The following is a 12,195-nucleotide window of genomic DNA, read 5'->3' as shown; positions in this document are numbered from 1 at the left end:
AGAACAATGGCCCGGATGAAGTTCCTGTGCGACGCCGAACGCTGCATCGAATGCAACGCCTGCGTCACCGCCTGCAAGAACGAGCATGAGGTGCCGTGGGGCATCAACCGCCGCCGGCTGGTCACGCTGAACGACGGCAAGCCGGGCGAGCGGTCGATCTCCATGGCCTGCATGCACTGCAACGACCCGCCCTGCGCCGCGGTCTGCCCGGTCGACTGCTTCCTACAAACGGCGGATGGGGTGGTGCTGCACAGCAAGGATCTCTGCATCGGCTGCGGCTACTGCTTCTACGCCTGCCCATTCGGGGCGCCGCAATACCCGCGCACCACCGACTTCGGCAGCCGCGGCAAGATGGACAAGTGCACCTTCTGCGCCGGCGGTCCCGAACCGGACGGCAGCGTCGAGGAATACCAGAAATACGGCGCCAACCGGCTGGCCGAGGGCAAGCTGCCGCTCTGCGCCGAGATGTGCTCCACCCGCGCGCTGATGGGTGGCGACGGGGCAGTGCTGGCCGACATCTATCAGGAGCGCTCGCTGCGCCGCGGCTACGGCTCGGGCGCGCCGGGCTGGTCGACCGCCTATGGCCGCAACGACCGCGGCTCTCCCTTCGCACCGGGCGGGCCTGGCACGGGAGGGGCGTGAGCGCCTCCGCAAGTAAAGTCCATTCCGGGAGACCATCATGCGCCCCACCAGACTCCCCCTGCACACCCTGCTGCTGATCGCCCTGCTGGCCGTTCAGAGTTTGGCCGCTTCGACTTTCGCACAAGCGCAGCTCACCCAGGTGCCCGGCCAGAACTCGCCGACCACCAAGGAGCAGGTGCCGCTCTACGTCCCGCAGGACGACAAGCTGATCGGCCGCGTCAGCATCCCGGACGAAAAGCTGGCGGTGCTGGTCCAGCCGGAAGGGCGGGAATGGCGGGAGTGGCGCACCCACACGCTGCGGCTGGCGATCGCCGGGCTCGCCATTGGCATGACGGCGGTCCTGGCGATCTTCTTCCTCTATCGCGGCACCATCCGCATCCATGGCGGCAAGTCGGGGCGGCTGGTCCTGCGCTTCAACGGGTTGGACCGCTTCGCCCATTGGACGACGGCGGTCAGCTTTCTGCTCATGGCGTTGACCGGGGTGATCCTGACCTTCGGCCGGCCGCTGCTGATCCCGCTGATCGGCCATCAAGCCTTCACGCCGCTGGCGGAATACGCCAAGTCGATCCACAACTTCGTCAGCGTGCCCTTCGTCGTCGGGCTGCTGATGATCATGGGCCTGTGGCTGCGCGACAACATTCCGGAAAAGGCCGACTGGACCTGGATCAGGACGGCAGGCGGGCTCTTCTCCAAGGCCGGTGGGCAGCATCCGGAAGCCGGGCGCTTCAACGCCGGACAGAAGCTGGTGTTCTGGAGCATCGTGCTGGGCGGCATCGGCATGGCGGCCACCGGCTATCTGATGATGGTGCCCTTCGCCGTTTCCGGGATCGGCGGCATGCAGATCATGCACGTCGTCCACGGCCTGCTGGCGGCGGGCCTGATCGCCGCGGTGATCGGCCACATCTACATCGGCACCATCGGCATGGAAGGCGCCTTCGACGCCATGGGCTGCGGCGAGGTGGACGAGAACTGGGCGATGGAGCACCACCGCCGCTGGTATCAGGAGCAGCTGCGCAAGGGCTATGTCGAGGGGCGCCAGCCGGCGGAGTGAAGCGACACACCGATGCTTTCATAGGGTGGGACACGAACAATCCCACCCGCCGACCGTCTCCTTCCATAGTACAATTTACCCCCTCCCTCTCAGAGTGGCTGAATGGCCCTCGACAAACGCGCTGGACCGGAGACCTGACCGGTTCACCACACTGAGAGGAACGGCCCAAATGCTCCACCAGGCTCTCGACACGCTCCAGAAGCAGATCGCGCTCCGCCCCCGCTACGACAACTATATCGGTGGTCAGTGGGTTGCGCCGGTGGATGGCCAATACTTCACCAATCTCACCCCGATCACCGGCAAGCCGCTGTGCGAGATCGCCCGTTCCCAAGCCGCCGACGTGGAGCTGGCGCTCGACGCCGCCCACGCCGCCAAGGATGCCTGGGGCCGCACCTCGCCGACCGAGCGCTCGAACATCCTGCTGAAGATCGCCGACCGCATGGAAGAGCGGCTGGAGGTCATCGCGCTGGCCGAGACGCTGGACAACGGCAAGCCGATCCGCGAGACCCGCGCCGCCGACGTTCCGCTCGCCATCGACCATTTCCGCTACTATGCCGGCTGCATCCGCGCCCAGGAAGGTTCGATCGCCGAGATCGACCACACCACCTACGCCTACCATTTCCATGAGCCGCTGGGCGTCGTCGGCCAGATCATTCCCTGGAACTTCCCGCTGCTGATGGCCGCCTGGAAGCTGGCCCCGGCGTTGGCCGCCGGCAACTGCATCGTGCTGAAGCCGGCCGAGCAGACCCCGATGGCGATCATGGTGCTGGCCGAGATCATCGGCGACCTGCTGCCGCCCGGCGTGCTGAACATCGTCAACGGCTTCGGCATCGAGGCCGGCAAGCCGCTCGCCACCAACAAGCGCATCTCGAAGATCGCCTTCACCGGCGAGACCTCGACCGGCCGCCTGATCCTGCAATACGCGTCGGAGAACATCATCCCGTCGACCGTCGAGCTGGGCGGCAAGTCGCCGAACATCTTCTTCGAAGACGTGATGGCCGCCGACGACGAGTTCCTCGACAAGGCGCTGGAAGGCTTCGCGATGTTCGCGCTGAACCAGGGCGAGGTCTGCACCTGCCCCAGCCGCGTCCTGATCCAGAAGTCGATCTACGACCGTTTCATCAAGCTGGCGGTCGAGCGCGTCGCCAAGATCGCCCAAGGCCACCCGCTGGACGGCGGCACCATGATCGGCGCCCAGGCGTCGCAGGAGCAGCTTGAGAAGATCCTCTCCTACATCGAGATCGGCAAGGCCGAGGGCGCCAAGGTCCTGATCGGCGGCGAGCGCGCCCATCTGGGCGGCGAGCTGGAGGGCGGCTACTACGTGCAGCCGACCATCCTCGAAGGCCACAACAAGATGCGCATCTTCCAGGAGGAGATCTTCGGCCCGGTCGTCGCCGTGACGACCTTCGAGACCGAGGAAGAGGCGCTGGCCATCGCCAACGACAGCGAGTTCGGCCTGGGCGCCGGCGTGTGGAGCCGTGACGGCAACCGCGCCTTCCGCATGGGCCGCGGCATCCAGGCCGGCCGCGTCTGGACCAACTGCTACCACCTGTACCCAGCGCACGCCGCCTTCGGTGGGTACAAGAAGTCCGGTATCGGCCGCGAGACGCACAAGATGATGCTCGACCACTACCAGCAGACCAAGAACCTGCTGGTCAGCTACAGCCCGAAAGCGCTCGGCTTCTTCTGAGCCCTGCTCCTCCCTATCGGGCAAACCTGGGCCGGGGGCGTGTCCCCCGGCCTTTTTTCTTTCTCCGTGTGGTTTCGTGATAAAGGACCACCATGACCGCCCCAACCCCGACTGACCGCGTGACCGCCACGCCCGAGGCCGTCGCCCTGCTGGACCGGCTTGCCGCGAAGCACGGGCCGCTGATGCTGCACCTGTCGGGCGGCTGCTGCGACGGTACGGCGCCGCTCTGCCTGCCGAAGGGGGAGTTCAGGATGGGCGGTCGCGACCTGTGCCTCGGCACGGTCGCCGGTGCGCCCTTCTGCATGTCCGACGACACCTTCCAATGGTGGCGCAACACCCAGGTCATCCTGGACGTTATCCAGGCGCGCGGCGGCGGCTTCTCGATCGAGGCGCCGGACGGCGTCCGCTTCATCGCCAGGGCCCGCCTGTTCACCGACGGGGAGCTGGCCGGCCTGCCCGATCCGCAACCGGCCGATACTGTTTAGGAGCCGCCCCGCATCATGTCCTCCTTCACCGGTCCGCGGATTGGTCTTGCCCGCCGCCATCCCTGGAGTACCCTTGCCGGATCGCATCCGCGGACGGAGCGAGGGGTGCAGGGGGAAGCCATGTCCGCAGGAGAGACTTCCGTGACGGGGCCGGTACGGCCGACCTCCGGCGACGGCATGCCGCGCGCCGTCACCCATGCCGAACGCCCGGACGAGGCGGCGCGGGAACTGCGCGCCGGGCTGGGCGAGGTGGCTTTGGAACTGGTGGTCGTCTTCTGCGCCCCAAGCTATGACCGCGAGGCGCTGGCCGACGCGCTGGCGGGGCAGTTCGGCATGGTGCCGGTGATCGGCTGCACCACGGCGGGGGAGATCGGCCCCGGCGGCTACACCACCAACGCCCTGGTGGCGGTGGGCTTCCCGACCGAGGATTTCTGCATCGTCACCGCGCTGGTCGACCATGTCGACCGCTTCGAGATCGCCGACAGCACCGCCATCGCGCGGTCGCTGCTGTCGCGCCGCGACCGCGCGATGGGGACCCGCCCGGTGCCGCTGGGCGAGGAGGCCCGCAGCTTCGCCATGCTGCTGATCGACGGGCTGTCGATGAGCGAGGAGACGGTGGTCAGCGCACTGCACAACGCGCTGATCGACATCCCGCTGTTCGGCGCCTCGGCCGGCGACGACCTGCATTTCGAACGCACTTTCGTCCTGCACGAGGGCGCCTTCCACGCAGACGCCGCGGTGGTGGCGCTGTTCACCACGACGCGGCCCTTCACCGTCTTCCGCACCCAGCATTTCGTCAGCTCCGACCGCAAGATGGTGGTCACCGGCGCCGATCCGCAGCACCGCATCGTCCATGAGATCAATGCCGAGCCGGCAGGCCGCGAATATGCCCGTCTGGTCGGGCTGGAGGGGGAGCCGCTGACCCCGATGATCTTCGCCTCCCACCCGGTCGTGGTGCGGGTCGGCGGCCAGTATCATGTCCGCTCGATCCAGAAGGTGAACGACGACGAGAGCCTGACCTTCTTCTGCGCCATCGACGAGGGCATCGTCCTGACGGTGGCGGAGGGGGTCGATCCGGTCGCCAATTTCGATGGGCTGATCGAGGGCATCGAGGCGGAGGTCGGCGCCCCCGACCTGATCCTCGGCTGCGACTGCATCCTGCGCCGGCTGGAGATGGAGCAGCGGCAGCTGAACGCCGTGATGTCCGACCGGCTGGCCCGTCACCGCGTCGTCGGGTTCTGCGCCTATGGCGAGCAGGTCAACGGCATGCACGTCAACCAGACCTTCACGGGCGTCGCCATCGGAGGGCGCTAAGCCATGGCCGGCATGCAGACCCGCAACTGGACACTCGACCCCGCCGACCGCATCGCCGAGCTGGAGCGGGAGAACGCCAAGCTCCAGCGCATCAACAAGGTGCTGATGGACCGCGTCGAGCGGTCGATGGATTTCCAGGGCGGCGCCTTCTCGCTGTTCCAGACCGCCATCGTGCTGGAACAGAAGATCCGCGAGCGCACGCTGGAGCTGGAACGCGCCCTGCACAAGCTGGAGGACAGCAACCGCGACCTCGCCCGCGCCAAGGAGCTGGCGGACACCATGCGCACCCGCCTGTTCGAGGCGATCGAGTCGGTGAACGAGGGGTTCGCCCTGTTCGATTCCGCTGACCGGCTGGTGCTGTGCAATCGCAAATACCTGTCCTACTGGCCGTCGGTGGCGGGCCGCATCCAGGCCGGCATCCGCTTCAACGATCTGGTGGCGATGGTCGCCGCCGCCGATGCCGTCGCCGAGCCGCCGCCCGACGTCTGGCTGCGCGAACGGATGGAGCACCGCCACGACCTGAAGGGCGTCTTCCTGAACCGGCTGGCGGATGGCCGCTGGATCCAGGTGAACGAGCGGCGCACGCGCGACGGCGGCATCGTCGGCGTCTACACCGACATCACCGACGTCAAGCGCGAGGAGGAACGGCGGCGCGAATCCGAACAGGCGGAGAAATCCGCACTGATGATGTTGAACGACCAGCTGCAGCAGGCCAAGTCCCAGGCCGATCAGGCCAATTTGTCCAAGACACGCTTCATCGCCGCCGCCAGCCACGATCTGTTGCAGCCGCTGAACGCCGCCCGCCTGTTCGTCTCGGCGCTCGCCGATCTGGAGCAGCCCGACGCCAATGCGGAGCTGGTGGAGAACGTCGATGCGGCGCTGACATCGGTGGAGGATCTGCTGTCGGCTTTGCTCGATATCTCCAAGCTCGATGCCGGGGCGGTGACGCCGGAGGTGACCGACTTTCCGCTGCGCGGCATCCTGGCGCCGCTCGCCACCGAATATGCCGCGGTGGCGGCGGAGCGCGGCATCGATTTGAAGGTGGTGGGGTCGGGGGCGGTGGTGCGCAGCGACATGCGGCTGTTGCGCCGGATCGTGCAGAATTTCCTGTCCAACGCGCTGCGCTACGTCCAGGGCGGCCGGGTGGTGGTCGGCTGCCGCCGCACCGGCGACGGCGGCATCCGCATCGAGGTGTGGGACAACGGCCCCGGCATCCCGCGCGACAAGATCGCCGAGATTTTCCAGGAATTCCGCCGTCTCGACACTCCGGTCACCAAGGGGCGCGACCGCGGCATGGGGCTGGGGCTCGCCATCGTCGACCGCGTCGCCCGCATGCTGGACCACCCGATCACCGTGCGGTCGGAGCCGGGCCGGGGCTCCGTCTTCGCCGTCACCGTGCCGCGCGGGACCGAGCGCCGCGCCGTCCGCCCGGCCAGCATCGCCGCCCGGCCGATGACCAACCGGCTGGCCGGCACCTCGGTGCTGGTGCTGGACAACGAGCCGGCGGTGGTGGCGGGGATGGAAGCGCTGCTGCGCGGCTGGGCCTGCGACGTGGTGTCGGCCACCAATGGCGACGAGGCTCTGGCGCTGCTGTCCGGCATGCCGCAGCCGCCGGATCTGCTGATCGCCGACTATCACCTCGACGACGGCGTGCTGGGGGTGGACGAGGTGGCGCGGCTGCGCGCCGCCTGCGGCCGCATCCTGCCCGCCGTGATCGTCACCGCCAACCGCACTCCGGAACTGGCGGACGAGGCCAAGGCGGCCGGCTGCCTCGTGCTGAACAAGCCGGTAAAGCCGGCGCAGCTGCGCGCGGTGATGTCGGGGCTGGTGGGGTAGGGGCGGGCGGCGAAGAGAGCCTGATGATTTACCGGTAACGCCTTGCCGGTTCGGCTGTTGTCGGTTTTCATGACCGACCCCGCTGCGTTGCGCGACAAGGCGCTCGAAATCCACCGGCTGCTGTGCACCGTCTACGGCTGCCCGGTCGCCTATTTCCACAGCCTCGACCCGCTCAGCGAGCTGGTGTCGTCGCTGCTGTCGCACCGCACCCGCAATGCGGCCTCGGGCGCCGCCTTCAAGGCGCTGCGGCGGCGCTGGCCGGATTGGCAGTCGGTGCGCGACGCGCCGGTTGCCGAAGTGGAGGCGACCATCGCCGGCGTCACCTGGCCGGAGCAGAAGGCGCCGCGCATCCAGGCCATCCTGCGCCGCATCACCGAGCGGGTCGGCAGCCTGTCGCTCGACCTGTTGTCCGGCATGCCGGTGCCCGACGCCCGTGCGTGGCTGGAGGAGTTGCCGGGTGTCGGACCGAAGACCAGTGCCGCGGTGCTAAGCTTCTCCACTTTGCGGCAGGCCGCGTTGCCGGTGGACAGCCACCATCACCGCGTCGCCGTGCGCACCGGCCTGATCCCCGCCACTCTCGCCGTCGGCCCGTCCCACGCCGTGCTGTCGGCGCAACTGCCGGAGGGGTGGGACGCCCAGCAGGTCTATGACAACCATGAGGTCATGATGCTGCACGGCCAGCGCTGTTGCTATTATCAGGCACCGGCTTGCGACCGCTGCGTGCTGTTGCGGCTCTGCCCGACCGGACAGGCGCTCCGCCCGCCTGAGGAGGAGCGGGAGAGGGCGTGAAGCCATTCGTTTTGTGCATTGCAACACGCAGCCATTCCCAGAATGCAGGGCCCTTCACCGTCAGGCGAGCGCATATAGGATTGTGAGAGCGACGAAGACGCCGCTCCGATCTTCATAAGACGAGGCCTGAGGTGATTCACAAGATTTTGGACGCGATCGATGCCATCGTCGCGGAAAAACGGCAGAACGGCCAGCTTGAGGACTGGCTCAAGAGCGGAGCTGCACGCCGTTTCTGCGAGAAGATTTCGTCCGAGCGCAAGCACTATTACCCCGCTCTGCTTCTCTACTTGGAACGCAATGGCGGGCAGCACGTCTGACAGCATATGGGCAACGGGAACGGGCCGCGGCATTCCGCGGCCCGCCCGTTTTTGAGGGAGCCTATTCGGCCGCCAGCGGCGCCGGGATCATGCTGCCGGTCTGCTGGAAGCGGCTGTGCCAAGCGAAGGCTTCCTCCAGCAGGTGCGGGGTGTGGCCGCCGCGCTGAAGCGCCCGGCGGTGATAGTCGGCCGCCAGTTCGCGGTAGCTGGGATGGACGCAGTTGCGGATGATGGTCTCCGCCCGCTCGCGCGGCGCCAGACCGCGCAGGTCGGCCAGCCCGACCTCCGTCACCAGCACATCGACGTCATGCTCGTTGTGGTCGACATGGGTGACCATCGGCACGATGCTGGAGATGGCGCCGCCCTTGGCCAGCGACTTGGTGACGAAGATGGCGAGGTGGCTGTTGCGGGCGAAGTCGCCGGAGCCGCCGATGCCGTTCATCATCTGTGTGCCGTTGACGTGGGTGGAGTTGACGTTGCCGTGGATGTCGCACTCCAGCGCCGTGTTGATGCCGATGACGCCCAGGCGGCGGATCACCTCGGGATGGTTGGAGATCTCCTGCGGGCGCAGCAGCAGCCGGCCCTTGTAGGAGCCGATCTTCGGCAGCACCTCGGCGTACTTCCCGGCGCTGAGCGTGATCGAGGATCCGGACGCGAAATTCAACTTGCCGGCGTCGAACAGCTCGAAGGTGCTGTCCTGCAGCACTTCGCTGTACATGGTCAGATCGTGGAACGGCCCGTCGATCAGCCCGTGCAGCACCGCGTTGGCGATGGTGCCGATGCCGGCCTGGAGCGGCGCCAGCGACCGGCCGAGCCGGCCCTGTTTCACCTCGCGGCCGAAGAACTCGATCAGGTGGCCGGCGATGGCGTTGGTCTCGTCATCGGGCGGCAGGATGCTGGCGGAGCTGTCCTGCTTGCGCGTCACCACGATGGCGGCGATCTTCGACGGATCGATGGGTATGTAGGGCAGGCCGGCCCGGCTTTCCGCCGTCACCACCGGGATCGGTTCGCGGAAGGGGCGGCGCGTCGGGATATAGACGTCGTGCATCCCCTCCAGATCCAGCGGCTGGGTCAGGTTCAGCTCGATGATGATCTTTTCGGCCAGGATGGCGAAGGTCGCCGAATTGCCGATGGAGGTGGTCGGCACGATCCCGCCGGTGTCGGTGATGGCACAGGCCTCGATCACCGCGACATCGACCGGCCCCATCTGGCGCGAGCGCAGCAGTTCCACCGTTTCCGACAGATGCTGGTCGACGAACATCACCTCGCCGCGGTTGATCGCCTTGCGCAGCACCGGGTCGGCCTGGAAGGGCAGGCGGCGCGACAGCACCCCCGCCTCCGTCAGGATCCGGTCCACGTCGTTGCCCAGCGAGGCGCCGGTCATCAGCGTGATCTTCAGCTTCTCCGACGCGGCGCGCTCGGCCAGCGCCAGCGGCACCGCCTTGGCGTCGCCGGCACGGGTGAAGCCGCTCATGCCCACGGTCATGCCGTCCTTGATAAGGAAAGCGGCTTCCTCCGCCGGCACCACCTTGCCCCACAAGGATTTCAGGCGGATGCGATCTCGGTACATCGGGCGTTCCTTTTATGAGTGTTTTTTGTCGAATGACGAACGATACGTGCCTTGGTGTTCGTTTTTCTTATTTGAAAATACTCATAAGGACGGGCTGTCCGATACCGCAACCGTTCGTCCGGAATATCAGGTCACGGAGAAGTGAATGGGTGGGCGAATATCGCCATATCCGTTCGGAATGCGACCAGAGACTTCGTTCGATTGTATGGATATTTGCCGAAACACAGTTTCGCAAATCGGTATTTGGCAAGCATCGTCCGGCAACGGGGCGGTTGCCGGCGGAATGGTCGAGGGCGTACCATCGGTCTCTCGAACCGATTCCAGGAGTCCGCCGGCGTGGCGTCCCCGCATCGGCCGACCGTCAGCACCCGCAGTTACGACGGGCATGAACGGCGGCACGCGCATGACCATCACCAGATCGTGCTGCCCATCGCCGGCACCCTCGACATGGAGGTCGGCGGCGCCTGCGGCCGGGTGGGAGACGGGCGCGGGGTGCTGGTGGCCGACGGCGTGCCGCACAGCTTCCGCAGCGGCGGCGCCAACCGCTTCGTCGTGCTGGATGTACCGGCCGCCGGGCTGGTGCCGGAGGCGGCGGTGCGCGCCTGCAATGCCTTCTTCGCCATCGACGGGGCGCTGGATGGTCTGGTGCGCTATCTCGCGGCGGAGGCGGCCGACCGTCCGCTCGACCCGGTGCTGGCCCATCACTCGGCGGGGCTGCTGCTGCGCGCCCTGGAGGCGCGCCAGCCGCCGCCCTCCGTATCGACAAGGGATCCCATCGACCGCGCCCTGGCCCTGATGGCGGAGCGCTGCGGCGAGCCGTTGACGGTGGCGGAGCTGGCCGAGGCGGCCGGTCTGGCGCCCAGCCGGTTCTATGAACGCTTCCGTGCCCGCACCGGCAGCACACCGGCCCGCCTGCTGGCCGAATTGCGGCTGGACCGGGCGGAGGCGCTGCTGCGGGATGGCCGCCTGGCGCTGGCGGAGGTGGCTTTGGCGGTCGGTTTCTCCGACCAGAGCGCCCTGACCCGCAGCCTGCGGCGGCGGCGCGGCACCACGCCGGGGGCGGTGCGGAAGGGCGTTTAAGTTCCGCGGGCCGCTTCGACGATCACCGCCGCCACCGCATCGGGGCGCGACAGGTGGGGGGCATGGCCGCTTTCGACCTCGACCGTCCGGGCGCCGATGCGCGACGCGGTGGCACGCAGGAAGTCCGGCGGCAGCATGCGGTCCTGGCTGGCGACGACATACCAGGCGGGCTTTGTCTTCCAGGCGGCGGCACCGACCTTGCTGGCGAAGCAGGCCGCCGCGACCGGCCCCTGGGTGGCGGCCAGCAGGGCGACCTCCTCCGCCGGCAGATCCTGGGCGAAGTTGCGGGCCATGCCCTCCGGCGTCAGGGTCAGGAAGCGGCCTTTGTCCACCGACACGCCCGACAGGCCGGCCGACGGCGGGAAGGGCTTCAGCGTGTCGTTCGGCGATTGCCCGACGTCGGGAGCGAAGGCGGCGACATAGACGAGGGACTTCACCCGCTCCTGCTCGCCGATCTGGGTGATGACCGCCCCGCCCCAGGAATGGCCGACCAGCACCACCGGCCCCTTGGTCCGGTCGATGGCGCGCTGGACATGGGCGACATCGTCGTCGAGCGAAACCAGCGGGTTCTGCACCGCGACCGCCGCGAAGCCTTCCGCCTGCAAGCGGGCGATCACCCGGCCCCAGGAGGAACCGTCGGCGAAGGCGCCATGGACGAGGATGATGGTCGGATTGGAACTCATGGAAAGGCTCCCACAGGCGGTCGGACCCGCCAGTCAGAGCATGGCGAAAGCCGGACCGTCCAGAGGGGGCGTGGCGCTTTTCCTCAATGCGGAAAAGGGCTTGGCCGTTATTCCGCCGGCTGGCGGGCCGACCGCCGGCCGAAGGTGGCGACGCGGTAGACGTACCAGAGGGCGATCCCGGCGGCGACGATGTTGGACACAGGGTTCACCCAGTTGGCGATCTGCTGGTAGCGGTCCTCCAGCAGATAGCCGGCGCTCGCCAGGAAGGTCGTCCAGATCGCGGTGCCCAGCGTGGTGTAGAGCAGGAACGGCATCAGCGCCATGTTTGACACCCCGGCGGGGATGGAGATCAGCGTGCGCACCGCCGGGATCATCCGGCCGATCAGCACCGCCCGGCCGCCATGCTCGCGGAAATGGGCGGCGGCCTCGTCCACCTCCTCCGGTGCGATGGTCAGCCAGCGGCCATGGCGTGCCGCCCACTGTTTCAGCCGGCGGCTGCCGACCCAGCGGCCGATCCCATACCAGAACAGCGCCCCCAGCACCGCACCCACGGTGCCCGAAACGATGATCATCGGCAGGCCAAGGTCGCCCCTTGCGGCGGTGAAGCCGGCCAGCGGCAGGATCAGCTCCGATGGAATGGGGGGAAACAGGTTCTCCGCGAACATCAGCAGAGCGACGCCGAGATAGCCCGTCTGCTCCACCATACCGACAATCCAATCGAACACGGTCTTCTCCTCG

General features: G+C 67.7%; 12 protein-coding genes. 9 read left to right on the top strand and 3 right to left on the bottom strand.

The genetic code is table 11. The features are described 5' to 3' along the window. Positions 1–6: 6 nt before the first annotated feature. The 8 genes from fdh3B to ACWPN8_RS33735 all read left to right on the top strand — a co-directional run bounded on the left by fdh3B (position 7) and on the right by ACWPN8_RS33735 (position 8,124). Positions 7–642 carry a formate dehydrogenase FDH3 subunit beta gene (gene fdh3B, locus ACWPN8_RS33770; protein ID WP_098736175.1) on the top strand — a complete coding sequence of 212 codons (636 nt, stop codon included), beginning with the start codon at positions 7–9 and terminating at the stop codon, positions 640–642. Between the two features lie 37 nt (positions 643–679). Then, positions 680–1,693: a formate dehydrogenase subunit gamma gene (locus ACWPN8_RS33765; protein WP_492243939.1), complete on the top strand. Its 1,014-nt coding sequence runs from the start codon at positions 680–682 to the stop codon at positions 1,691–1,693. A 169-nt stretch (positions 1,694–1,862) separates the two neighbouring features. Beyond that, positions 1,863–3,383, top strand: coding sequence for an aldehyde dehydrogenase (adh, locus tag ACWPN8_RS33760; protein WP_109096481.1), 1,521 nt, complete (start codon positions 1,863–1,865; stop codon positions 3,381–3,383). Positions 3,384–3,475: 92 nt separating this feature from the next. Next, a complete protein-coding gene (locus ACWPN8_RS33755; protein WP_492243938.1) occupies positions 3,476–3,868 on the top strand; it encodes a DUF779 domain-containing protein in 393 nt (130 codons plus the stop codon). 141 nt (positions 3,869–4,009) lie between these two features. Further along, positions 4,010–5,182, top strand: coding sequence for a nitric oxide-sensing protein NosP (gene nosP / locus ACWPN8_RS33750; RefSeq protein WP_247872827.1), 1,173 nt, complete (start codon positions 4,010–4,012; stop codon positions 5,180–5,182). Positions 5,183–5,185: 3 nt separating this feature from the next. After that, positions 5,186–7,018 carry an ATP-binding response regulator gene (locus ACWPN8_RS33745; RefSeq protein WP_492243937.1) on the top strand — a complete coding sequence of 611 codons (1,833 nt, stop codon included), beginning with the start codon at positions 5,186–5,188 and terminating at the stop codon, positions 7,016–7,018. Between the two features lie 69 nt (positions 7,019–7,087). Next, on the top strand, positions 7,088–7,807 hold the full coding sequence (locus ACWPN8_RS33740) for an endonuclease III domain-containing protein (RefSeq protein WP_492243936.1): 720 nt from the start codon (positions 7,088–7,090) through the stop codon (positions 7,805–7,807). Positions 7,808–7,938: 131 nt separating this feature from the next. Beyond that, the gene (locus ACWPN8_RS33735) at positions 7,939–8,124 is read left to right on the top strand and encodes a hypothetical protein (RefSeq protein ID WP_109152762.1); all 186 of its coding nucleotides are present in this window, start codon (positions 7,939–7,941) and stop codon (positions 8,122–8,124) included. 61 nt (positions 8,125–8,185) lie between these two features. Here the strand turns inward: ACWPN8_RS33735 and scpC are convergent, their stop codons facing one another. After that, positions 8,186–9,694 (bottom strand): succinyl-CoA:acetate CoA-transferase ScpC, encoded by a 1,509-nt coding sequence (gene scpC / locus ACWPN8_RS33730; protein WP_492243935.1) that lies wholly within the window; start codon positions 9,692–9,694, stop codon positions 8,186–8,188. A gap of 336 nt (positions 9,695–10,030) precedes the next feature. Here scpC and ACWPN8_RS33725 point away from each other — a divergent pair, with 336 nt between their 5' ends. Next, positions 10,031–10,774 (top strand): helix-turn-helix domain-containing protein, encoded by a 744-nt coding sequence (locus tag ACWPN8_RS33725; protein WP_492243934.1) that lies wholly within the window; start codon positions 10,031–10,033, stop codon positions 10,772–10,774. On the opposite strand, the gene ACWPN8_RS33720 is transcribed toward ACWPN8_RS33725, so the two are convergent. Then, the gene (locus ACWPN8_RS33720) at positions 10,771–11,457 is read right to left on the bottom strand and encodes an alpha/beta fold hydrolase (RefSeq protein ID WP_492243933.1); all 687 of its coding nucleotides are present in this window, start codon (positions 11,455–11,457) and stop codon (positions 10,771–10,773) included. The two genes, ACWPN8_RS33725 and ACWPN8_RS33720, sit on opposite strands and share 4 nt — an antisense overlap. 107 nt (positions 11,458–11,564) lie before the next feature. Next, positions 11,565–12,182: a DedA family protein gene (locus tag ACWPN8_RS33715; RefSeq protein WP_492243932.1), complete on the bottom strand. Its 618-nt coding sequence runs from the start codon at positions 12,180–12,182 to the stop codon at positions 11,565–11,567. Between the last annotated feature and the right edge of the window lie 13 nt (positions 12,183–12,195).

The organism is Azospirillum sp. UENF 112521 (assembly GCF_058780665.1).
This window is presented reverse-complemented; position numbering and strand designations above follow the sequence as displayed.